18 protein-coding genes are annotated in these 23,403 nt (G+C 48.8%); 6 read left to right on the top strand and 12 right to left on the bottom strand.

Features of this window, described 5'->3' with window-relative positions; all coding sequences use genetic code 11:
* Positions 1-83: 83 nt before the first annotated feature.
* From fusA to QN395_RS16805, 3 genes are all read right to left on the bottom strand, one after another.
* Positions 84-2,189, bottom strand: coding sequence for an elongation factor G (fusA, locus tag QN395_RS16815; RefSeq protein ID WP_323492417.1), 2,106 nt, complete (start codon positions 2,187-2,189; stop codon positions 84-86).
* A 501-nt stretch (positions 2,190-2,690) separates the two neighbouring features.
* Positions 2,691-3,443: a phytanoyl-CoA dioxygenase family protein gene (locus QN395_RS16810; RefSeq protein WP_323492416.1), complete on the bottom strand. Its 753-nt coding sequence runs from the start codon at positions 3,441-3,443 to the stop codon at positions 2,691-2,693.
* A gap of 376 nt (positions 3,444-3,819) precedes the next feature.
* Positions 3,820-4,557, bottom strand: coding sequence for an NINE protein (locus tag QN395_RS16805; RefSeq protein WP_323492415.1), 738 nt, complete (start codon positions 4,555-4,557; stop codon positions 3,820-3,822).
* 214 nt (positions 4,558-4,771) lie between these two features.
* Here QN395_RS16805 and QN395_RS16800 point away from each other — a divergent pair, with 214 nt between their 5' ends.
* Positions 4,772-5,992, top strand: coding sequence for a 6-phosphofructokinase (locus tag QN395_RS16800; protein ID WP_323492414.1), 1,221 nt, complete (start codon positions 4,772-4,774; stop codon positions 5,990-5,992).
* A 359-nt stretch (positions 5,993-6,351) separates the two neighbouring features.
* Positions 6,352-6,993, top strand: coding sequence for a YcbK family protein (locus QN395_RS16795; protein ID WP_322120294.1), 642 nt, complete (start codon positions 6,352-6,354; stop codon positions 6,991-6,993).
* Between the two features lie 85 nt (positions 6,994-7,078).
* On the opposite strand, the gene QN395_RS16790 is transcribed toward QN395_RS16795, so the two are convergent.
* Positions 7,079-8,209 (bottom strand): DUF1624 domain-containing protein, encoded by a 1,131-nt coding sequence (locus QN395_RS16790; protein WP_323492413.1) that lies wholly within the window; start codon positions 8,207-8,209, stop codon positions 7,079-7,081.
* A 288-nt stretch (positions 8,210-8,497) separates the two neighbouring features.
* Here QN395_RS16790 and QN395_RS16785 point away from each other — a divergent pair, with 288 nt between their 5' ends.
* Positions 8,498-9,559, top strand: a complete 1,062-nt coding sequence (locus QN395_RS16785; RefSeq protein WP_323492412.1) for a 3-deoxy-7-phosphoheptulonate synthase — start codon at positions 8,498-8,500, stop codon at positions 9,557-9,559.
* Positions 9,560-9,641: 82 nt separating this feature from the next.
* Here the strand turns inward: QN395_RS16785 and yfcF are convergent, their stop codons facing one another.
* The 5 genes from yfcF to QN395_RS16760 form a co-directional block, all read right to left on the bottom strand.
* Complete coding sequence (yfcF, locus tag QN395_RS16780; RefSeq protein ID WP_323492411.1) at positions 9,642-10,280, bottom strand: glutathione transferase; 639 nt, start codon at positions 10,278-10,280, stop codon at positions 9,642-9,644.
* A 129-nt stretch (positions 10,281-10,409) separates the two neighbouring features.
* Positions 10,410-10,841: a GNAT family N-acetyltransferase gene (locus QN395_RS16775; protein ID WP_323492410.1), complete on the bottom strand. Its 432-nt coding sequence runs from the start codon at positions 10,839-10,841 to the stop codon at positions 10,410-10,412.
* A 144-nt stretch (positions 10,842-10,985) separates the two neighbouring features.
* Positions 10,986-11,393, bottom strand: a complete 408-nt coding sequence (locus tag QN395_RS16770; RefSeq protein WP_323492409.1) for a DoxX family protein — start codon at positions 11,391-11,393, stop codon at positions 10,986-10,988.
* Between the two features lie 96 nt (positions 11,394-11,489).
* On the bottom strand, positions 11,490-12,359 hold the full coding sequence (locus QN395_RS16765; protein WP_323492408.1) for a pirin family protein: 870 nt from the start codon (positions 12,357-12,359) through the stop codon (positions 11,490-11,492).
* Between the two features lie 217 nt (positions 12,360-12,576).
* Positions 12,577-13,188, bottom strand: coding sequence for an FMN-dependent NADH-azoreductase (locus QN395_RS16760; protein WP_323492407.1), 612 nt, complete (start codon positions 13,186-13,188; stop codon positions 12,577-12,579).
* Positions 13,189-13,373: 185 nt separating this feature from the next.
* Between QN395_RS16760 and QN395_RS16755 the strand changes: the two genes are divergently transcribed.
* Complete coding sequence (locus QN395_RS16755; protein WP_323492406.1) at positions 13,374-14,330, top strand: LysR family transcriptional regulator; 957 nt, start codon at positions 13,374-13,376, stop codon at positions 14,328-14,330.
* A gap of 141 nt (positions 14,331-14,471) precedes the next feature.
* Here the strand turns inward: QN395_RS16755 and QN395_RS16750 are convergent, their stop codons facing one another.
* The gene (locus tag QN395_RS16750) at positions 14,472-16,403 is read right to left on the bottom strand and encodes an alpha-amylase family glycosyl hydrolase (protein WP_323492405.1); all 1,932 of its coding nucleotides are present in this window, start codon (positions 16,401-16,403) and stop codon (positions 14,472-14,474) included.
* A gap of 460 nt (positions 16,404-16,863) precedes the next feature.
* Between QN395_RS16750 and QN395_RS16745 the strand changes: the two genes are divergently transcribed.
* The gene (locus QN395_RS16745) at positions 16,864-18,990 is read left to right on the top strand and encodes a hypothetical protein (RefSeq protein ID WP_323492404.1); all 2,127 of its coding nucleotides are present in this window, start codon (positions 16,864-16,866) and stop codon (positions 18,988-18,990) included.
* A 4-nt stretch (positions 18,991-18,994) separates the two neighbouring features.
* Positions 18,995-20,455: a M48 family metallopeptidase gene (locus QN395_RS16740; RefSeq protein ID WP_323492403.1), complete on the top strand. Its 1,461-nt coding sequence runs from the start codon at positions 18,995-18,997 to the stop codon at positions 20,453-20,455.
* Between the two features lie 474 nt (positions 20,456-20,929).
* Here QN395_RS16740 and QN395_RS16735 read toward each other — a convergent pair whose 3' ends face one another.
* The gene (locus QN395_RS16735; protein WP_323492402.1) at positions 20,930-22,369 is read right to left on the bottom strand and encodes a formimidoylglutamate deiminase; all 1,440 of its coding nucleotides are present in this window, start codon (positions 22,367-22,369) and stop codon (positions 20,930-20,932) included.
* Complete coding sequence (gene hutG / locus QN395_RS16730) at positions 22,291-23,157, bottom strand: N-formylglutamate deformylase (protein WP_323492401.1); 867 nt, start codon at positions 23,155-23,157, stop codon at positions 22,291-22,293. Before hutG ends, QN395_RS16735 begins: the two co-directional genes overlap by 79 nt.
* Positions 23,158-23,403 lie beyond the last annotated feature (246 nt).

The raw sequence follows: 23,403 nt of genomic DNA, 5'->3' as shown, positions 1-23,403 counted from the left end.
CGATATTGCAGCGTACTACTTTTTACGACCCTCCAATAAAAAAGGAAGGTAAAAGCAAGCGCCTCTACCTTCCTTAACACTTCCTATGCAACAACTGCGTCTTGCTCATCATGGGTTTGAGGTTGACCATGCGCTTGATGAGCAATTGCCGCATGTCTGGCATACACAGCGCTGGCAAAAGCCCGGCCTTGCGACAGGGATCGCAGATCGGTCGTATGCCCGAACAATTTCTTGAGCGGGACATCAGCCACAACTTCTACCCGGCCTGCATGTTCCTCTATACCCAGCACCCGGCCATTACGACGTTGCAGATCACCGATCACATCACCGGCATTGGCCGCTGGTGCATCAACGGTGACTGTCATGACGGGTTCTAACAGGACTGGATTAGCGAGTTTCAGCCCGGATAAAACGGCTTCTTTCGCCGCCACCATAAACGCTATTTCGCTGCTATCTACCGCATGATAATCACCATCCAGCAAAGTAACTTTGATGCCCGTGACGCGATGCCCAAGCGGACCTTGCGCCAGTGCCTGCCGTATGCCTTTTTCTACCGCAGGGAAATATACATTGGGAACTACGCCGCCCTTAATGGCATTCTCAAATGCAAACTCACCATCAAACAGCGCCACCCTCATCACAACACGTGCATATTGCCCTTTGCCGCCAGTTTGCTTAGACACTTTGCCCTCAACCTCGACCGCCGGACCTGCAATCGTCTCTTTGTAGGCTACATGTGGCGCACCGACTTTGACTTCTACACCGGCCTCGCGCCGCACTCTTTCAAGTACGACATCCAGATGCAGCTCACCCATGCCCCATAAAATGGTCTCGCCGGTTTCTGGATTGCCTTCCAGACGTAAAGACGGATCTTCACGACGAAAGCGATCCAGCGCAGTGATCATTTTTGCTCTATCGCTGCTATTACCCGGCTCGATCGCAAGGGCCACAACAGGTTCACCGGCATAGATGGTTTCTAACACCAGCGGCACTACTTTCGACGACAAAGTCTGGCCTGTCAGCACATCTTTTAAACCAGCGATAGCAATAATACTGCCCGCCTCCGCCTGACTAACACCAGTGCGACGATCGGCATGCACAATATACAAACGCCCTACCCTGACTGGCGCCTGCAAACTGGCATTCCAGACCGTATCGCCCTCATGCAAAGTACCGCCGTAAAGTCGTACAAAGGACAAAGAACCATGCTCGTCATGTACCACTTTAAAGATCAGCGCAGCAAGTGGATCTGCCGCCCCTGTCGCAACTGGCACGGCGACATCATTTAACATCGCAGTCGGTGCAGCAACGTCATCCGGTGACGGCAACCAGTTAATCACTGCATCTAGCAATGGCTCTATCCCTGCATTTTTATAAGCAGAACCTGCCAGCACCGGAACAGCGCGACGTGACAAAGTCATCTGGCGCAAGCCTTGTTTAATCTCGGCAAGGGTGAGCGTGTCATTTGTCAGATATGCCTCTGTCAGATCATCATTGGCTTCCGCCGCAATCGCAGCCACATTGCCATAAGCATCTATTGCTTGCGTAGCCAGCTCAGACGGCAAATCACTTGCAGTCATCATGCCAGCGGCATCCCATGTCAATACGCGTTGGTGCAATACATCAATCGCCGCAGAAAAAGTATCTCCCGTACCGACTGGGATCATCAGCGCTACTGGACGCGCATGCAAGCGTGTTCGTACTTGCTCCATCACACGATCAAAGTCAGCCCCAAGCTGATCCATTTTATTGACGAAGATGATCATCGGCACAGCATGTTTTTCTGCCTGGCGCCAGACTGTTTCTGTTTGTGGCTGGATACCCGCGACGCCGCTTAACACAGTGATCGCACCATCCAACACCCGCAACGAGCGCTCAACTTCAATCGCAAAGTCGATATGACCTGGCGTATCGATCAGGGTAAAAGTATGGCCGTTCCAGACACATTGCGTTGCCGCAGCACCGATCGTAATGCCACGTTCTTTTTCCAGATCCATATGATCCATCGTGGCATTGCCATCATGCACTTCACCCGTGCGATGGATTTCACCCGTCTTGAGAAGAATGCGCTCTGAGAGCGTGGTTTTACCTGCATCAATATGGGCGATGATGCCGAAGTTACGGGCGAACTGATGTGTAGAAGTTTTTACAGCATTGCTCAGTGTTGAGCGAAGTGGAGTGGTAGTCATGATGGTACTTTCAACATAGCGAGCGGTCGTGGAATGTCTTGTGGGACAAGCGCCGCGGGAGCCATGCGACCACCCGTTGTTCAGTGGTCCCGCGCGCGTTCTTCGTCTGCTAACTTCATGATATATAGCTCCCGATTAATCAAACTGAAGTAAAAAAATGAGTACAAGATAAGTGATAAAACTATAGGCCTAAAAACAAAAAAGACCCTAGTGGGCCTTTAATTTTTTCATTAAGAATAATCTTAAGATGTCATTGAGGGCGCACTGTAGCAATCCGAAACCTTATAAAAAAGTTTCGAAACATCAGAGGTAAAAAAGAGAATGTCCATTGAGTTCATCAACACAGGATAGCAGGGATTATTTGAGAGTCAAGGTCGAATTACGCAATATGCTGTTTATTATTTGCGCAACATTAAATTGCGAACAATTTTATTCATGTGAAAAAATTAGCGACTCTACTTCTACATAAATGGTGACTTGATAAACAATATCAATAACTACTTAAAGCGCAATCTCATCCAGATGCGTGGAACGAGTATCGGCTACCGGAGGATTATCCGCAGCACGATAGGTCGTCACCAGAGAGAATTTAGTCTGTGTCGTTTGATTACAGCCTGCTGCATGGAACAGATTGCTATGGAACAGCAACACATCACCCTGCCGCAAAGGCACCGTCTTCGCTCGCGCTAACAAACTTTGGTTCTCGGGTAAATCAGCACGCAAAAATAAGGCCGCATCTAATTGCGAAGCAGCGATCGCCAAGCGATGCGAGCCGGGTATCACTAACAGGCAACCATTCTCTACCGTCTCATCGCGTAAAGCCAGCCAGGCGGACACCAGTTCAGCACGCTGAAAATTCCAGTAGCGGCTATCTCTATGCCATCCTGTCACACTAGAAAACCGCGGCTGTTTAGTCATGATGCAATTGTGATGCGACTGCACCAGACGTAAGCCCTCTCCCAAAATCTGCCGCAAAGGCTGCACCAACTGATCATTCATTACCCAGTCAGCTACCAAAGAACTGCGACCGATCACCTGCAACACCCGCCGCGCCGTCAATCCCCCCTCAGCATCCCGCGACACTGGCGCGCCTGGGTAACGTGTATCCGCCTCATACTCAATAGGCGCAATGTGTGACGCCAACTGTTGCTGAGCAAACGCGATCATCTGTTCGCAAACATTGCCATCGACTTGCGCCGGCAATACCAGATAACCGTTTTGTTGAAATTGCTGAAGTTGTTCTTGAGAGAGCATGATCGTACCAAGCCAAATGAAAATCAGATCGGCTATTGTTACATGAAGGATGGGATTGATAACAGATACAGTCTTGTGCTAGGTGTACTGAACAGATCAAAAATATTTTAGTGGTATCAGGTAACAGCGCCAACTCAAAATCAACACCAAATTGTCCATTACAACGGCGATGCAAACCGTTATTCAATCCAAACCCGATAAGTAGATACTGACTCAGTAGTTAATACTTGATACACAGCATCTAGAGAGAAGAATCTGAAAAACTACGACAATATTTTAGCTAAATTCATTTAAGCGTCTCCATTCATAGCACTCAACGTGAAAGAAAAAGGGTAATAATGCAAGGCATTATTACCCTCGATGGAAAATCAGTTAATTATTGTCTACAATTTTTTGGAAGTAATTTGTTTGACAATGTGTCACTGAAACAGCGCCATGAAACATGATTAGACGAATCGGTCGTTGGCAGCATTGAAAACGTCTTCCCTACGATGGTCGCAGATCCTGCCAAAGTAACTAATATTTCACCAGTACCCTTGTTGATCGTGACGTTTGCAATTGAGGCAGGCAGTGTTCGAGTAAAACCCGCTATTTGCAAAGAATCTGGAATTTGATGATTAGATTCGACATACTCGCCAACGACTGGAGTGGCTTGACTAATAATAAATACTGCCTCAGAAATTTTAGCTCGCGTAAGGTAATCTTGGTATGCTGGAATGGCAATTGCCGCAAGAATTCCTATCACCATAAAGGTACCCATTACTGCGGCGATTATTGCTATCACTAAGCCTGCACCAGAATCACCCGAGGAGGCCCCGTTGTTATATTTTGCGTCCCATTTTTCAATGTTTGTGCATGCAAATACGATGCCTTCGACAAGAGCGACAATTGCTGGAATCCCAGTCCAACAAAACAGCAGATAAAAAACACCCCACCATTTTCCAAGGTAAAACCGATGAATCCCTAGGCCACCTAAAAAAATAGCTAAAACTGCTGCAGCGGTTTTATTCTTAGTGCCTTTACCTGGTCGCTGGGGCGCACCACAATTCGGGCACGTTGGTGCACTAATATGTATTTGTTTACCGCAAGCGCGGCAGAAAACCATTTCGCTCATATGTTCCTTGGCTTATTAAGAAGTATTTTATTATTGAATTTACGTGTCACAAAAACATGCTAACTTGGTACACAATAAAATACAATTTATTTACATGTACTTGAAATTTCTGATGAACTTAGCGGAATTCAATTTGATTCTAGTCGACACTTCACTTACTAATTAGCTAATAAAGTATTTGCAATAAAAACCGCAACCTACAAAGAGGTATCTCATGGCATCAGGCAAAATTTTAGTGGCGCAGGGTGGTGGTCCGACTGCGGTGATTAATCAGTCTTTGATGGGTGTTGTGCAAGAAGCGCGGCGCTTTTCGCAGATTACTCGCATCTATGGTGCGCGGCATGGTGTGCGCGGGATTGTGGATGAGGATCTGGTCGATCTGACGCAAGAGACTACTCAGAATCTAGAACTGGTTGCTGCCACGCCATCGTCGGCCTTGGGTTCCACCCGCGACAAACCAGATGCGGCTTACTGTGCAGCGATTTTTAAAGTCTTGCAGGCGCATGAGATTGAGCACTTTTTTTATATCGGCGGTAACGACTCGTCCGACACCGTACGGATTGTTAGCTTGGAGGCGCAAAAAGCGGGCTACCCTTTGCGCTGTATCCATATCCCCAAAACCATCGATAACGATCTGGTCGGCAGTGACCATACGCCGGGTTTCCCCTCTGCAGCGCGCTTTGTGGCACAGGCATTTGCGGGTGCTAATTTAGATAATGCGTCATTACCTGGTGTGTATGTCGGTGTGGTGATGGGGCGGCATGCGGGATTTTTGACGGCGGCTGCGACAATGGCGAAAAAATTCCCGGACGATGGGCCGCATCTGATTTATTTGCCCGAGCGAGTGTTTTCCTTAGATAAATTTCTGGCGGATGTCAAAGCGGTTTATACCCAATATGGTCGCTGTGTGATCGCAGTATCGGAGGGGATTCATGATGCCAGCGGTGCTGCGATTGCCAGCCTGCTCGCCACCGAGGTGGAACGTGATGCGCACGGCAATGTGCAGTTGTCCGGCACCGGCGCCTTAGCAGATTTGCTATGTGATGAGATCAAATCTAAGCTCGGCATTAAACGTGTACGTGGCGATACGTTTGGTTATTTGCAACGCTCATTTATTGGTTGCGTGTCGGATGTTGATCAGCGCGAAGCGCGTGAGGTGGGCGAGAAAGCCGTGCAATTTGCCATGTGGGGGCAGCGTGATGGTTCTGTCGCGATCAAACGTCAAGGCGATTATTCGGTGGATTACGAGTTATTGCCGCTGGATGCGGTGGCCGGTAAAACCCGGGTGATGGAGGATGAGTTGATTGCGGGGAGCGGCACGGATGTGACTGAGGCTTTCCGGCGTTATTTGCGACCATTGTTGGGGTCAGGTATGCCAGATGCGTTTCGCCTGCGTTTTAGTCCGGTGGAGAAGATATTAGGAGTTAAGAAGTAAGCTGCGCGGAAAAGCTGTATAGCAAAGGGATAGCGCTATCGGTAAAACTTGGGCATCTTTTTTTTAAGTCAGCGTAGATAAGATTGCATGTCAGTTGGTTTTGACCTATATTAATACTCACTATGAGTATATTTAATTGTCCACAGAATTACTGGACGATTGGGCAGTTTTTAATAAAATGATGGGGAGTATATTGAAACATACTGCTATCCATGCACTTTAAAACAGTACCTTAAGACCGCACTTTAAAGTCGTACTTTTTGACTGATACAACTCTACGACGCAATGTTCTACGTTAAAGCATGGCGTTTTGCAGTCCCGCTACATCAGTAATTATTTTTTAGACACAGATCAAACTTATGCAAGCACGTCGCAATTTACTCAAAAAAACCTTGATGCTCACTGCCGCGGGCTTGGTAGTGGGTACGCGGCCACTCATCAGCCTTGCCAGCGATCAGGACAAACCGCATGAGCTTGCGCCGCCGCCAGATTTATTCGACTCGCAAGCGCTGGATATTGATTTTTGGGTACAACCACGAACACTGGATTTAATCCGCCCTGCCAGCGGTGAGCGAACTAAAATTTTGTACTGGAAAGATGGTGAAGTCAAAGAATCCGCCTACGAGCAATTGTGTCATCTGTTGCGTGACGTGAATGGCAAAAAAACCGCACCTATCGATCCTAAATTATTAGAAACTCTGTGGGCAACCCAAGCCTTTATCGCCCGTTTTGGTATGACCAAACCGCTAGAGATTTTATCTGGTTACCGCACGCCAGAATCGAATAAGCGTCTGATCGAAGAAGGGATTCCAGCTGCAAGAAAATCGCTGCATCTGGAAGGTAAGGCCGCCGATATCCGCATCGCGCAATTGCATGAAGAAGTACTGGGAGAATTGATACGCAGCTTCCGCCAGGGTGGTGTCGGTTTCTATTATCGTCCCAGCGCACGGGGCGGCTGGATACACACCGATACTGGTTTGCAAAGAACCTGGAAAGGTTGATGGAAAGGTTGGTATTAAGGTTGATAACTACAGTTTTTGCGAGCGGAAACCTCGTCCCAAAAGCAGCCGTCCAATGCCAGTGATCTTAATAGGGTATACGCCCGGATTCTTTTAGATAAGCGACCCAGCGGTGCGTAATCCCATACATCAAAGTCATGATGAAGACCCAGGCCAGATAGCACCGGACTAGCGACGGGTGATATGTCGAGGGCACACTCAGTCGCCTATCATCAAAATTGATCTGCTGATCAAATAACAGTTGCATCGTGATCGCACCCAATACATGAATCAGCATCACATGAACGCAATAAAAAAATAAGGGATGGCTGCCAAACAAGCTCAGCAAGGGTACTTCTTGCTTTACATATTTGTCCATCAACGCCAGCAAAGCTAGGCTAATACTGAGAGTTACGCATAAATACAGTAGGGATGGCGGATACTTATGAATATCGACAAACGACATCAAACTCATCAGCCAGCCACCAGCCTGTGGCGACCAAGGATCTGGATCGCCGTACCAGTTACCGCTACGCAAAGCGATAAAACTCAACATCAACAATGCCGATATCAGCAACAAAGTTTGCTGACGCCGCGCAGGTGGCTGCAACAGCAGCGGACCCAAACAATATCCTGCCGCCATCAAACCTATCCAGGGCATCAGCGGATATAAAACAAAAATACCAAATTGATCACCTAACGGTATCCAACCGCCCTGATGCCATAATTTGAACATGGCAGTCGCGTGCGGGTTATGCAAACTGTCCAGCAAGTTATGCGGCAATAGTAAGGCAGCTGCGACCAGCAAGATGACTGGTCGAGGTAAAAACTGCAATGCTGCCATCACAATCATCGCCACACCAAGAGCCCAAATCACTTGTAGGAATAAACTATCGAATGAAAATTGCCAGCTTAAATTAATCCAGGTCAGCTCCAGAAAAATCAGCAAAGCGCCGCGGCTGAGTAGATAGCGCGCCATATTCCACTTGTCTTGATGCTGACTACGTAGAAACGCTGAGATGCCAGCTAACAACACAAACGTCGGTGCGCATAAGTGTGTAATCCAGCGCGTCCAAAACCAGCCGGGGGTGGTGAGCGTTAAATCAAGAGGATTAAAAGGCGTAGGTGCAAAAAAATCGCGTACATGATCCAGCGCCATCAGGACGATGACCAGACCACGCAAGACATCGATAGCAAGTAGGCGATTTGAAGTTTTCATCACGCTGTCCTCAGAGATATTGCAGCCTTTACTTCACAATAAACAGCGTGAATGCATGCCGAAGGAATAGAACTAAACTTGCTTGTAATCAATAGGTTAGAGGACAATATCCTGATGGTCAAGTGCAAGAAAACGTCTTTATAAAAAATATCTTGATCAGAACACAGGTGAGGAAATAATCACAAAAATAAATGCTGTGCAGCTTCGCGGTCATCATCCATCACCAGTTGGCCCGCTTTGCGCCATAATGTCACACCGTTTTTTAGCCTCTCTTTAGATTCACACATCATGACCAGCCCAAACTTAGAAAATATTAATGTCACCTCCTTCGACAGCATGCCAACGCCAGAAGATTTGCATGCACGCTTGCCGTTGTCCGAGGCTGCCGCAGCCGTTGTCAACCAAGGTCGTGAAGATTTACGGAATATTTTAGAACGCAAAGACCCGCGTCTGTTTGTGGTGGTCGGCCCCTGCTCTATCCATGATCCGGTCGCAGGTCTGGATTACGCCCGTAGATTAAAAGTGCTGCAAGAAGAAGTGAAAGACACCTTACTATTGGTGATGCGCGTGTATTTTGAAAAGCCACGCACTACGACTGGCTGGAAAGGTTATATCAACGATCCTGATATGGATGATTCTTTCCACGTTGATCAGGGCATGGAAAAAGCCCGCCAGTTTTTGCTGGATGTTTGTGAGTTAGGACTGCCAACCGGGACCGAAGCACTTGATCCGATCTCGCCACAATATCTGGGTGACTTAATCGCCTGGACCGCAATCGGCGCCCGCACAACAGAATCGCAAACCCATCGCGAAATGTCATCCGGCTTATCGACACCGGTCGGTTTTAAAAATGGTACGGATGGCGACATCAGTATTGCGATTAATGCGATTTTGTCGGCATCGCATCCGCATTCTTTCCTTGGCTTAAATGGTCAAGGTCGCGTCGCTATTGTGCGTACCAGTGGTAACCAGCACGGCCATGTTGTATTGCGTGGTGGAGATGGTCGCCCCAATTACGATACGGTGTCAGTAGCGATGGCAGAACAAGCCTTGATCAAAGCAAAGTTGCCTGCCAACGTGGTTGTCGATTGCTCCCATGCAAACAGCTACAAAAAACCTGAGCTACAACCTTTAGTCATGGCCGATGTGATTAATCAGGTCGTCAATGGATCTAAGGCATTAGTTGGCTTAATGATTGAATCCAATATCGTCGCTGGCAATCAGCCGATTCCAGATGATTTGTCGCAGCTAAAATATGGTTGCTCAGTGACCGATGGATGTGTCGATTGGGCGACCACCGAGGCTATGCTGCGCGATGCAGCGACTAAGCTGCGGACGATTAAACGCTAATTTTGCTAATTTTTTTGCGCTTAATCTTCTTGGGCTGACTTAACTTCAACACTTAATCAACCCAAGAAAAAATCAACTCATCTCACACTGGCCGTTCTTGTTGCACCCATAACTGCACCGACGGACGTTGCCACTGATGCTGCGCATATGCCAGTAATTTTTCAGGAACCGGATCGCCATTCAAGGCCAAGCGATTGATCATTAAAGCGAGATCGGTATCCGCAATACACCAAGCATCAAACAAGTTGATTGCTCCGTCCTTGATCAGATCATTGGCGGCGGTAATTAGCTTATTGGCAGAGGCCTGAGCCGCGTCTGACAAAGGCGTGGTGATGGGCTTAAAAAATATTCCCTCCGTTGAGCGCTCTTCACGTATCGGCATAAAATCACTACGCAGCCAGGCTTGAATTTGCCTGGCTCTGGCTCTCTGTTGCAAGTCCTCAGGATAAACACGCGCATGTGTAGGAGCTGGAAATAAGTCTTCCAGATATTCGCAAATTGCTGAAGATTCTGACAAATAAAAACCCTCGTGTCCCAAGGTTGGTACGCGGCTAGAAAGCGACAGGCTGGCAAAGTCAGCATGGTGATTTTCTCGTGCGCTTAAATTCACTTTTTTCATTTCAAAAGGAATCGCTTTTTCTGTCAATGTCACAAAACTAGACAGTGCATATGGACTGGTCATTCGAGAATCGACATAGAGAGTGAAGTGTTCTTGCGTCAAAACACGCTCCTTTATTTTGTGGAAGTGATTGAGAAATGATTGAAAAATTATTTAGCTTAGGTGGGTGATTGTACGGGCGCTGTTCGTTGCTTATATTTGTCAGATGAGATCAATAAAGAAAAGTTTCCTTTAATTTACCTTATCTCTGTTTAATACATACGCAACCTCAGTTTTACTCTTCATCTCGCCACGCACCCAGCCTTGCAAAGCATAAAACCGGTCTGCCCGCGTATCTGGTTGCGTACCTAATTTAATCTGGTTTGCGCCCCGCTGAAATAGCCAGTCGGTAGCGAGCGTGAGTAAGTTTTTACCGATACCGTGGCCTTCAAATTGGGGCAAAACAAATCGCGCCCAGATCGAGTTATCTTCGGATGCAGCATAAGAAAATCCGACTACCTGCTGATCCATTTCGGCGACCCAACCATGCCCCAGTTTATCCAGATAATCGATACACATCGCTGGCGTAACGGCATTGGGATTGGTCAAGACATTTTCTTTTACGGCAAAGCGGATTTCCATGATGACGGGGATATCTTCGATGTTGGCTATTCTGTAGCTCATGGACATAGTATTGAGTCTAATAAGTTAGACTGATAATTAAACAGACTCAAACAATAAGCTGTTCTGTCTAATAAAGCAAAAATCCCTTGATCAGCAAATGCTATTCAAGGGATTTTCTATATCGTACTACCTATGTTGATCGTCTTATTTTTTACCGCTACCATCCAGACTCAATGCGCCGCTGCCGTGGATGATGACAAATAACAGGCCGCCCATCATAGAAATATTTTTCATGAAGTGGATCATCTGATTTTGTGCCTGATCGGCTGGCACACCCCAAAAGTTATGGAAAATTATCGCAGCGGAGGCAGTAAAAATCAGCATCGCGGCGGCAGCCCAACGTGCTTTCCAGCCGAGGATAACCGCTAAACCGCCACCAAGTTCGACAATAATAGCGGCGATAGCGGCTAACTGTGGCAAAGGCAAACCTTTGCTGGCGATGTAGCCGACGGTACCGTCAAAACCGGTAATTTTACCTGCGCCAGAAGCGACAAAAATCAATGCGATTAAGATGCGGCCAACTAAAGGGCCAAACTTATTCAGTGCGTTCATATTTTTATACTTTCTAAATAGAGATCAATACATTATTGGATAAGACACTGGTGCTTTAAAAAACTAAACCTGCAATTACTCAAAATTGACAGCAAATTACGCCGTCAAAGTTCCTGCCCGAAAATCATTAATCGCCTGGAATACTTCTGCCTGACTATTCATCACAAAAGGACCGTATTGCACTATCGTTTCACGCAATGGCTGACCGGCGATGAGCAATGCACGAGTTGGACCTTTAGCGCGAATCCGTACACCGTCGCTGTTGCTGTCGTTACGCAAAATTGCCATGCGTTGCTGCGCTAAGGTTTTCTCGCCTATCTGTAATTCACCACGATAAACGTAGATAAATGCATTCATGCTGTCAGCCATCGCCTGGGTAAATTCAGCGCCGTCTTCCAGATTGATATCCAGATATAAGGGCTCGGTCACCGCACGTTGCATCGCACCTGTTACGCCATGACTGGCGCCTGCAATCACGCGCACCGTGGCACCATTGGTTGTAAATTCTGGAATATCCGCATGTTGGAAATCTTTGTACCAGGGCGTCATCATTTTGTCCTTAGCAGCCAAATTGAGCCAGAGCTGAAAACCCTCCATGCGCCCTTCTTTTTGCTCAGGTAATTCCGAATGAATCACGCCACGGCCAGCAGTCATCCACTGTACGCCGCCGTCTTCCAGCAAACCCTCGTTACCAGCACTGTCGTGATGGCGCATGCGGCCGGAGAGCATGTAAGTGACGGTCTCAAAACCACGGTGCGGATGATCGGGAAAGCCGCCGATATAGTCCTGCGGATCATCAGTACCAAACGCATCCAGCATCAAAAACGGATCAAGCCGGTACTGCAAGTTTTGCGTTAACACGCGAGTCAGCTTGACGCCATCGCCATCCGACGTTGCCAACCCAACGATGACTTGCTCCACCGTGCGTGGCTGAAGAACAGTTTCGGAAGTAATTGCAGATGTCATGATGGACTCCATGTTGATGAAAACAATATCAAATTAAAAAATATACTCATTATCAGTATATTTTAATTGTCCATATATTATTTGGACAATAAGGCATTTTTACTAAAAATAATGGGGAGTATATAAAAATCTACCCTCTCCCCATCTTTTTAGCCGGACTTTTAAAGCTGACTTAAAAGCGGTGATTTAAGCAATGCCCGATATCAGTCAAGCATTATTATGCTGCAAGGGCCAATTCAATTTGCTGGATTTGCTCGTGCGCAGAAGCGAACGCGGCTTTCTCTGCATCTGGCCCCATTGCCAAGCCTTCAGCAAAAATAAACTGTACATCGGTCATACCCAAAAAGCCCAGGAAGGTTTTTAAATACGGTGTTTGCGTATCATTAGGCGTGTTGCGATACAAGCCACCACGGGTTAAGACGACGACGACTTTTTTGCCAGTTAATAATCCTTCTGGGCCATTTGCACCATAGCGGAAAGTGACTTGCGCACGTGAGATGGCGTCGATCCAGTTTTTCAATTGCGCTGAGATACCAAAGTTGTACATCGGCACGGCGAGGACTACGGTATCGGCGGCCTGAATTTCGGCGATTAAAGCGTCATCCAACGCAACACGGGCAGCTTGTTCTGTCGAACGATTTTCAGCGGGTGTGAACAAAGCACCCAAAGCAGCGCCATCCAAAGTCGGATGCGGTGTCGCACCCAGATCACGCACAGTCAACTGTGCATCTGGTGTGGCCGTACGCAAACGTTGTACGACGACATTGGCTAAATTGCTGGAATGGGAGGCATCAGCACGGACGCTAGAGTTGATTTGCAAGATATTCATTTTGGAACCTTTTCATGTGAAGTTGTAGTGCATGCACTGTAGCTGTTCCGAAATCAATGCAGAAGACCTTAATTTGGATATCATTGTGCCGATAATGGAACAATAAAGTACAATCGGATGCAAACAACGCAAAATCACCCCCCCGTTAACGCCCTTCAGCCACCACCCTTCAATGAAAGATCAGCATGAGCCTGGAAGCCAATGATTTACTGCTATTTGCCCGTGTGGTGGATGAAGGTAGTTTTAGTCGCGCCGCCGAGCGTTTGGGCTTGCCCAAATCCACCTTGTCGCGCCGGATCACGGAACTGGAATCGCAATTGGGCGAACGCCTGTTATTGCGCACCACCCGCAAACTCAGCGTGACTGATTTTGGGCATGCCGTTTTAGCACATGCGCATCAGGTGACGGCAGAAGTGGAATCGACCATGGCCTTAGCGCAGCACCGGCAAGTGCAGCCCAGTGGGCGCTTGCGGGTATCGATGCCGAATGATTTTGCGAACGATGTGCTGGCCAACTTGCTGGCGGATTTTATTGCGACTTATCCGGCGATCTCATTAGAACTCGATTTATCCGCACGACGGGTTGATCTGATTAGTGAGAATTTTGATGTGGCAATCCGCATGGGAGATTTACCCGACGACGCCACTCTTGCTGCCCGTCGCTTGCTGGTCGCTACGGTCGGCCTGTATGCGGCGCCCAGCTATCTGGAAAAACGTGGCATACCGCACGAGCCGGAGGCCTTGATGGAACATGATTGCCTGCGCATATTGACGCGTAATGGCGAGCCTGCCGTCTGGTCATTTATCCGTGATGAAGAAAGCTGGAAAGGCTCGCCGCCCGCAAGGGCGATTGCAAATTCGCCAGACGCACTGGTACGACTGGCGCGATCAGGCGCGGGGATTACGATGCTGTCTGATTATTTTGCAGAAGACATGATCAAGAGAGGCGAGTTAGTCCAGGTGCTGTGTGACTGGCAGATGCCCTCCGTCACTGCATGGGCAGTTTTCCCCGGAAGGCGCTTAATGCCAGCCAGAACACGGGTGTTTTTGGATGCGCTACAAGCCCATTTTTCCGGGTCTGGCTGCCAAATAATGGAAAACCAAATCAGCGCAAGAAAATCTGCCAACAAAGCGCTTGTCTAATGCTGAAATAAGCTGAGATTGTTTTGCTTATTAATGTCGCCATCACCGCAAAAAATGGATTAAGGGTGATGGCTAATTTAAATAATTTTCAGAATACGCTGAGCGAGTATTCATACAAAAATACTAGCTCAGCGCAGATCATTAAAACTTAAAGTTACCTGCATCCAGCACTAAAGTCGCCGCGCCACAAGCTGGCGTGACAGCTTCACGATTACCGCTAGTGGTGGATTGACTGCTTTCCCACACATCAGCTACTGCGCCGTGTTTCATAAATTTATATTGAATCGCCGTTGATGGCGGCAACTGGATAGTCTGCGACCAAGGCACGTTAGCACCACTTCCCTCAATTGTCATACTGGTCGCTGGCGTCCAATTACTCAGCTCATTTCGGTTGCCCAATACATAGACATTTTGGCCAACAACGGTATTAGCGTTGGCCACGCGGAACTTGACGCTCACCGTTGTGCAGGTTGTTCCGCCAACTGTGCCGCCACCGCCAGTGCCTGTGATTTTTTGGTTAATATGCAGAGCAACAGCGGGTACGGTAGAACCACCATTTGCCGCAATGCTGACGGTCGCAATCCCATTGCTGCCAACAACAACGCTGTCACTGGTGCATGCCGTTTTAGCGGCGTTCAACTGGCCATGTACGACGTTGCAATAAGTGCCCGCCGCCAAACCTGTTTGGAATGATGCATTCCAGACTGAGGCATCATTATTGATCGCCACAAAACCATTCGCGCCACGGCTAAACGCAATCTGATTAATTGTGCCATTGGTGAAATTACCCACACCCTGACCAGATGTAGCGGCGCGAAAAGCCACCATATTAGCGATATCAGACCAGCGATGAATAAAATCCCAATCGACATTAATTTTGGGATTACCACTCGCATCAAACGGACTGGCACTTGGTGCGTTCTGATCCTTATTACTAAAGCGGAAACCCGAGTGAATTTGCGCATGCCCATACGGCCAGGCCAGCATAAAAATATTCGCCAGATCGTAGCGTTTTGTCCCCTGTGTATCATTCGTCACACCGGTGAAATTGCTGGCATTCATTGAATCACCGTTGCGCTCTGTGTCCCAATTATTTACAAAGACAGTGGCTTTAGAACTATCCACAAATCCCCATGTGCCGCCCCAATTGCCCGGAGTGCCCATATAAGTACGAATTTGTGAAAGTTGATTGCCATTGGTAGACCGGAAAGTCTCACGCATGGCCGCAGCAAACTTAAATTCGTTGATGGTACCCGCCGAAAAATAGTCAGCGCGGTTGACGGTACCGTCCGCAATAATCTCCTGCGTTACCCAAACTGGCTCGCCAGCAGAAGTCGTGCTGGCGACGCTAGTAACAAATGCCTGCAAGTCAGCGGGTGCCATATGTTTAGCCGCATCAAAGCGGAAACCATCGACGCCCATGCCCAACAATTTGGTCAGATAATTTTTGACCTGTCCACGCACATACGTGCCTTCGGTTTTTAAATCCGGCAGACCGACCAAGCGACAAACGATGACGTTGTTGCGGTTATTGTTGTAATCACTATCCTGGATATCACATGCCGGATGGAAGTCGTTTGTCCCAAAGTTAGGGTATTGCAAGCTAGTCGAATTCCAGGTCGATCCGTCCGAACCAGTACCTGATCCGGCCGCCATATGATTCACCACCACATCTGCATAAATCCGCACTTTGGCTGCATGACAGGTGTTGATCATGGACTGAAATTCTGCCTCCGTACCCATATTACTTTTCAGCGCGGTAAAGTTCACCGGCTGATAAATGTCGTACCAGGTATTCAGATTGGCAGAGGCATGTGGCGGCGATATCTGCACACCACCATAACCTTGCGGCCCCAGCCAGTTTGTACATTCTTTAGCAATATCATTCCAACGCCAATGAAACATCTGCACCGAGGTATCAGCCGGATTAAAGTTAGCCGCTTGTGCTGGCAACGATGCGCCCAGCATGCCAAAGGCAATGGAACTTGCCAACACACTGCGACCAAACAGGCGGCGCAATGCGGGTGTATGTTGATGACGACTTACCGATTTAACGCGTGAATCTACTTTCATGTCTACTCCGTTATTTTTTAAGGTTTGGAAAGTCCCAAAATGCGCCGCGCCATGCCAGCCGTCTATGCGGAGTGCAGCTTGCGGTGTAAGGCAAATGGGTAACAAAAAAGCGTAGCAAAAGACCATGCCAGCATGTACAGCCTGGAAGACAGCAGAGATAATTATGCTAAGGGATGAGAGCTACTTCCGATTATTAATGTAGCATAACTACATTTATTTAATAGGTAAAACATCATTTTTTGAGAAAAATCAACCAAAGTACTTTGGATTTTGTAACTCAGCTACATTTATTCTACTAAAAATAATTGCTTAAAGAATCTAGCTGAAATCAAGCTAGAGCTTCAAAAACAACCATTCCTGCAACAAGCCCGATTTAGTGCTTTTGAACAATAAACCTGCTGCTATACTCGTTTTCGCTCAAGTTTTCGCTCTCTCACCCTAGACTCTTACATCAACGCCAATGTCGATATCTGATCCCGCTCAATTACTACAACGTATACCGGAGTTGCAGTCCTTAGTTGATGACCCGAAAATTAGCCGGGCGATTGAGAGTGGCGATCCGTTCAAAGTATATCGGGCGCTGGTGTTGGCGAAGTTATTCCGCCGTCTGCCCGAACACGCCGATGTCCTGCGTCTGCTGACCAGTGAACGGCGTTTGTTTGCCAAGCCACTCAGGGGGACACCATCGCTGGGCAATATCAACTCGGTCGGCTTTGGATTTGTTGGCAAGGCAGAAAAGGATCTGGACGATAGCTATATTGCTTTGCATGCGTTTGTCATTTTGTTTGTGATACCGCTGATACCGCTCGGTGCGTATGTCGTCAAAAGTACAGGGTCACGCAAATGGCAAATTTACGCCCGTGCGCCGCTGGGGATTTTAGGCTGGCTGTACACGCGTGGTCTGGCATTGAGCGCGGTGGTGTTGGTGCTGTCTGGCGCGGCGCATAGCTATCACGAATCTAACTCGCAAGACCTGCTGTTGCTCAATGGCTTTGATGTGCCGTTGACAGTCAATTTTGATCATCAGACCATCACGTTGCCGGCTCAGGGCAGAGCCACGGTCAATCTGAAAGCAGGAAAAGTTCACGGTACCGCGACTGCGACCAACTCCGCCAAAGTGGCTGAAGCGGCCGGCGTGATCGATCAATTTGATGAAACCCTCAACAGCAGCGACAGTTACAGTATCTGGAACATCGCAGGCGCTGCACCGCTATTGCTGAATACGATCGTGTACAGTAAAGTCGCCCCCGAGAATCCTGAAAATCAAGGCAGCCAGATAGTGTATTGCGGCAAGCGTTTTATTGAACTGAGCAACGTCAAATACGCATTTGAAGAGCCGCCAAAAACCATGAGCATGAGTAAGCATGAATCCAGCATCAGCATTAATCATCTGACCGTCGCCACCAGCGACAAGACGCCAGGCGTGCTTGCTTGCATCAACTACGCGATGGATCATGGTTTAGAAAAAGAGATTGCCAAAGCGACCGAAGCATTGGCGCAGCTGCATGACTGGGACATACGCTACTCCAGCGCCGCGATTGTGACTGCGCAGAGTGTGTCGAACGCAGAGGCTATGCGAGTTGCTGGCCGTATCATGCAAGCCAAACCTGGCGATGTAGTGTACGAGCGCATGGTGCAAAATATTCGTGAAGCAGCTGGTCAGCACGAGGCTTTGTTAAGTGAATATGGTGAACGCGCAAAACAGCAACCCGACTCCGCCAATGCGCAATATTTGTTTGCCTCTTTGCTGTCTGGCGATGAGGGAATTAATGCGATGCAGAACCTGACGCAAAAATTCCCGCAAGATCCCAATATCCTGCGCAGTCTGGTCTGGCGCAAAGCGGCGCATGGTGACTATCAGGGCGCAAACAATGACATCACGCGGCTGCATAAGTTATCCCCTAGCGATGCAGCGCGTTTGCTGGATGTTGAAGTCCGTATAAAGGTCGCTTTGCGTCGTGGCTTTGAGGCGATGAATTTACTCAATGCGGCGGTACGTGACAAGGTGGCAGATAACCGTGCCGGACATGCCGCAGACTTTGGCTTAGTCGCCCGTTATTTTGGCGCTGATCCTGAGATCTACCTGAAAGCCTTGCCGGGTGATGAGCAAAATTTTAGAGCCTTGGATTTTTATCGGGTGCGTGCTGGCTTGCCCGTGACATTGCCGCAAAACGCCCTGCTTCCAGAAATCAAATTAGCAATGGCTTTGCGCAATGCGCCAGCGACCGCCCTCACCATAGCGCGCGATCTCAGCCGCAACCAGATAAGCAGTTTAGGAACCGACCAGCTCACCCTGCTGTATGGCGAGGCTGTGCGTACCAACGACAAAGTATTGCTCATCAAGTTGCAAGGGATTTTACATTTATCAAAAACGGAAGAAACGGCTCTGCAAGGATATTTACGCGGTGAAGATATCTCGCTGGAGCAGTTTGATATTGAACTGGATATTCAGGCTGCCGCTTATCTGATCCGGTCCCGCAATACTCAACTGGCAGCGGCGGAGCGCAGCGCCCTGCGCGCCCGCGCCGCTAGAACCGATCTTCTGCATGGCGTCATCAGTACCGCACTCAATCAATGGCAAGGCTAAACCCATGGATACAACAACTAATTCCAAAATAAATAAATCCACAACCAAAGGGACTCAGATTGCTCAGCGCGCTAGCCTGGTGCTGGCCTTGTGGTTGGGTTTCTGGCTGCTCGCCATCGGCTTGGTGATAGGGCTGTTATGGATACCGTTCGCCCAATTGCATTACCGTTCATCGTTGCAGTTCACTGGCATCGTGGCAGGGCTTGCGGCTTTGAGTCTGGCGTACTCACTACGCCCTCGCCGACGTGAAAAAACTACCGCCTCCACTGCCAAGCCACTATCGCGCGAGACCGCAGCGCCGCTGTATGCCATGGTAGAAAAAATCGCTGCCAGGCTGCATATTCAAGCGCCGGTAAATATCCATTTAATCGGTGCTGCCAGCGCATTCATCAGCGGCAAACGCAACTGGCAAGGCAAAATTAAAACCCTAGAGGTCGGCCTTGGTTTGCCCTTGCTTGGTACCTTGTCTGAGCAAGAATTAGGTTCTGTCATCGCGCATGAATTTGGTCATTTTGTGGCGGGTGATTTATCGCTCGGACCTTGGGTGTACCGCACCCGCATGTCGATTGCGCATACCGTTACCGATCTGGATGATTCTTTATTTTTTCTGGATCTGTTATTTAGCTATTACGGCAAATGGTTTTTGCGTTTGTCGTCCAGTGTCTCGCGAGCGCAAGAGTTTGCGGCAGATGCGCTGGCATCCAAAACCTTCGGCATCGTCGCTACCCGTACCGCGCTGGAAAAAGTCCATCTGATTGATCCTATGTGGTCGACCTATCTGGACTATGAGCTTGGTCCCGCCATCAACCGTGGCGCACGGATGCCGATTTTTGAAGGCTTCCGTCGCTTTAGCAAACTAGGTGTCAAGCGCGCTGCAGTGCAGGTGGCGATCAAACGTGCGGAGACCCGCAAGGCATCCGAGTTTGATACCCATCCATCATTGGAAGAGCGGGTAAGTGCCTTGGTGCCAGGCGCTAAACCTAGCTTTCCTCCGCTGTCCCATTGCTGGGAATTATTGGGAGGCGAACAAGCTACCGAAGCCGCCTGGTATGCCTTGTTTGATGCCGACAAACTAACGACGAGCGACTGGGATGCGTTTGGCGAACAGGTGCTGCAAACACAAATCCAGCAACGTTTTGCCGGTAGCTGGATGGACCCCAAGCAACTAGCGTTCACTGAACTGGTGACAATGGCGCAGCGTCCAGAGGACTCTTGGGATAAATTAAAACCAGAAGGTGTGAGTTTTTTATCGCCGCAAGGCAAACGTAATCATGTGCTGGATATTTTAGAAGAATGGATTGCAGCCTGCCTGATTCATCGTGGCTTCAAACTCAAAGCAACGCCAGGTCAGCCCTGGGTAATGCTGCGTGAGGATAAAGCCATACAACCGGCGGAGCTGTTACAACAAGCCTTAGGCGGCTCGCTGCGGTCGGTACAGTTGGCGCAGTTTGACTTAAAAATTTGATTTGGAGTTTGATCTAGAAATTTGATTTAACCCAGATTTTCCGTTGCAACAGAGACAAGTGTGCCTTTGGCGAACTAACTGGCTAGACGCGACGACGACGCAAGCTGCATCTTGCTAGGAGGAGCAACAACGCCAGGCAGTTCGCCAAAGGTGCAATTGTCGCTGTAGCGTTTCCACTCAAATCGCGGTGGTGCTATCCCTCTGAAGACCGCACGCCGCCTGCGTTTTTTGCGAAGTGGTAGCGGTCCAATGGAAAATCTGGGTTTAAGCTTGGATGCGCAGTGTGATCGGCTAAGATAATTTATGAGAATAATTTATGAGAATAATATATTTATACTAGGTAATAGTATTTTTAATCGTCCAAGGGTTACTTGGACAATATGCCCTATTTATCAATATACTCCCCAATAAATATCGTTTACTGAGATAGATAACAGGTGAACTAATGAGCGTACTCCACCTGTATTTTTTTCCTTAAGACTGCCGCAACACCTGCATACAATCGGCATACCCAGCCTGAATACGTTCTTGCTCCACATGCCGTCCGTGCTGCACTACCAGGCGACCGCCAACACGCACATCACGCACCAGATTATCGTTGCCTGCAAAAATCCAGGTATTGAGTAAATCTGCCACTGGCAAGCCTTGCAGATTAGGATGCTGATCATCCAGCACTAACATATCAGCCCGTTTACCAATCGCGAGTTGGCCAACCTGGCGGCCGGATGCCTGCGTTCCACCTTGCAAACTGGCATGCCATAAAAAATCACCAACGCGGCGCTGCCCTGTTTGACTGGCGATATTGCGGCCTTGCAGCCGCAGCCGCTGACCGTATTCCAGCCAGCGCAATTCCTCGATGGGACTTTGCGAAGCGTGACTATCGCTGCCGATGCCAAAGCGACCTTGCGCCGCGATGTAATCCGGCAGATCAAAAAATCCATCGCCCAAATTACCCTCCGTCGTTGTGCAGATACCCGCGACGGCCTTGCTGGCGGCAACCGCCGCCAATTCGGCTTTATCCAGATGGGTGGCATGCACCAGACACCAGCGATGATCGACTTGCTGGGTGTCCAACAACAACTGCACTGGTCGTTTGCCGCTGTGCGCAATACAGGCATCGACTTCTCTCTGTTGTTCGGCAATGTGAATATGAATTGGCCTGTTCGCTGGCAAAGCAGCGACTAATTCCTTGATCTGTGCCACGTTAGCAGCGCGGAGCGAATGCGGTGCGACACCGACCTCAACCTGACCATTACGTGCGGTTTCTAACTGGCTGATCAACTGCAAAATCTGCTTGGTATTGGTAGAGAAACGACGCTGGTCATGCCGCAGCGGCACGTCACCAAAATCGGCAAAGCTATACAGCACCGGCAACATGCTGATTCCCATGCCGGTAGTATGTGCGGCAGCAATCACGCGTTGCGCGGTCTCTGCCATGTTGGCATAAAACCCGCCGTCAGGCGCGCGATGCAAGTAGTGGAATTCGCACACGCTGGTATACCCATGGCGCAGGCATTCCATATACAACTGGGCGGCAATCGCCTCCATCTGTTCAGGCGTGATTTGCAACGCCATGCGATACATCAGGTCGCGCCAGGTCCAGAAACTATCCGGTCCCTCGCCTGCGATTTCGGTCATACCCGCCATTGCACGCTGGAAGGCATGAGAATGCAAATTGATCATGCCAGGCAGGACAAATTCTTCCTGTACCTCGTGTGCGTCAGGCGTCACATCACAAATGACTTCTGTAAGATCACCGTCTGCACTCCAACTCAATCTGACGTTCTTGGCCCAACCATCAGCAAGACAAGCATTGCGGGCAAATAAAGTAGCACTCAAGACTGCACCATGCTGGTTGAAGTAGGCGGATTCGCCTGAGGTTTTAATTGAAAGTGCGATTGCTGTTGTGCCCATTCCAGGCAGGTTGTGAGTAACTGTCGCAGTAATGGCTGCACTTGTGCCGCCAGATCAGGGCGATAGGCATAGGGTGCTGGCTCATCCATGTAGATGCACTGACTCATTTCTAGCTGCACTGCATGGACACCATCATGCGGCTGACCATAATTACGGGTGATGTAACCGCCTTTAAAGCGACCATTAAATATATGGCTATAAGTTTGCGCCTCTGCTGACGTTTGCAGGCAATGCATCAGCGCTTGCTGCAAACCGGGATCACAGGATTTTTGATCTGCGGTACCAAAATTCAGATCAGGTAATTTGCCTTGAAAAAACCGTGGGACTTGCGACGCAATCGAATGGGCATCCCACAAAATCACTGTCCCAAACTGCGCACGCAAGCGATCCAGCTCTTGCTGCAATTGATCGTGATACGGCTGCCAGTAAGTCGCAATACGTCGCTGCACTTCTGCCGCATTGGGCGTTTGACCTGCGGGATATAAAGCTTGTTTGGTAAAGGTATCGACCGGGCACAAGCCCGTTGTATCCAGCCCCGGGTACAGATTACTGTCATCGCGGGAACGATTCAGATCAATCACATAGCGTGAGTAATCGGCATGGATTACTGAGGCGCCCAAGTCTTGCGCCATGTTGTAGAGCAAGGGCAAATGCCAGTCGGTATCGGCTTTATCAAAAGCCACAGACTCTAACTGGGCGCTGACTTCGGGCGGGATGTTGGTGCCGACATGCGGCATAGAAATCAATAAAGGCACACTGCCTTGCTGGAAATGGAATACGGGTTGCATGATGAACTTCTCTTGAAAAAAACTCTCAGGTGTATCGTAATTGTAGTGACTTATTGCTGCCGGGATTGTTGTCGCTGAGTTCTTAGATATTAAACACGTCTAAAAACTTTTTAATGAGACCTGATCATGATAAGTAGGGTGCGCGGAAGCGCACTGGCATACTTACTGTTCGTTACGGTTTGCTAAGGATTACTGCGGTACACATAGCGCATCCTGCTACAGCACGTCGATTAAACGGTTTTTAGA

It is taken from the genome of Undibacterium sp. RTI2.2, from assembly GCF_035018705.1.
Taxonomy (GTDB): domain Bacteria; phylum Pseudomonadota; class Gammaproteobacteria; order Burkholderiales; family Burkholderiaceae_D; genus Undibacterium.
This window is presented reverse-complemented; position numbering and strand designations above follow the sequence as displayed.

What these genes read in the sequence shown, in the direction of transcription:
- fusA (WP_323492417.1), bottom strand. Translation starts at nt 2,189, where the DNA reads ATGACTACCACTCCACTTCGCTCAACACTGAGCAATGCTGTAAAAACT.
- QN395_RS16810 (WP_323492416.1), bottom strand. Translation starts at nt 3,443, where the DNA reads ATGCTCTCTCAAGAACAACTTCAGCAATTTCAACAAAACGGTTATCTG.
- QN395_RS16805 (WP_323492415.1), bottom strand. Translation starts at nt 4,557, where the DNA reads ATGAGCGAAATGGTTTTCTGCCGCGCTTGCGGTAAACAAATACATATT.
- QN395_RS16800 (WP_323492414.1), top strand. Translation starts at nt 4,772, where the DNA reads ATGGCATCAGGCAAAATTTTAGTGGCGCAGGGTGGTGGTCCGACTGCG.
- QN395_RS16795 (WP_322120294.1), top strand. Translation starts at nt 6,352, where the DNA reads ATGCAAGCACGTCGCAATTTACTCAAAAAAACCTTGATGCTCACTGCC.
- QN395_RS16790 (WP_323492413.1), bottom strand. Translation starts at nt 8,209, where the DNA reads ATGAAAACTTCAAATCGCCTACTTGCTATCGATGTCTTGCGTGGTCTG.
- QN395_RS16785 (WP_323492412.1), top strand. Translation starts at nt 8,498, where the DNA reads ATGACCAGCCCAAACTTAGAAAATATTAATGTCACCTCCTTCGACAGC.
- QN395_RS16775 (WP_323492410.1), bottom strand. Translation starts at nt 10,841, where the DNA reads ATGAGCTACAGAATAGCCAACATCGAAGATATCCCCGTCATCATGGAA.
- QN395_RS16770 (WP_323492409.1), bottom strand. Translation starts at nt 11,393, where the DNA reads ATGAACGCACTGAATAAGTTTGGCCCTTTAGTTGGCCGCATCTTAATC.
- QN395_RS16765 (WP_323492408.1), bottom strand. Translation starts at nt 12,359, where the DNA reads ATGACATCTGCAATTACTTCCGAAACTGTTCTTCAGCCACGCACGGTG.
- QN395_RS16760 (WP_323492407.1), bottom strand. Translation starts at nt 13,188, where the DNA reads ATGAATATCTTGCAAATCAACTCTAGCGTCCGTGCTGATGCCTCCCAT.
- QN395_RS16755 (WP_323492406.1), top strand. Translation starts at nt 13,374, where the DNA reads ATGAGCCTGGAAGCCAATGATTTACTGCTATTTGCCCGTGTGGTGGAT.
- QN395_RS16750 (WP_323492405.1), bottom strand. Translation starts at nt 16,403, where the DNA reads ATGAAAGTAGATTCACGCGTTAAATCGGTAAGTCGTCATCAACATACA.
- QN395_RS16745 (WP_323492404.1), top strand. Translation starts at nt 16,864, where the DNA reads ATGTCGATATCTGATCCCGCTCAATTACTACAACGTATACCGGAGTTG.
- QN395_RS16740 (WP_323492403.1), top strand. Translation starts at nt 18,995, where the DNA reads ATGGATACAACAACTAATTCCAAAATAAATAAATCCACAACCAAAGGG.
- QN395_RS16735 (WP_323492402.1), bottom strand. Translation starts at nt 22,369, where the DNA reads ATGGGCACAACAGCAATCGCACTTTCAATTAAAACCTCAGGCGAATCC.
- hutG (WP_323492401.1), bottom strand. Translation starts at nt 23,157, where the DNA reads ATGCAACCCGTATTCCATTTCCAGCAAGGCAGTGTGCCTTTATTGATT.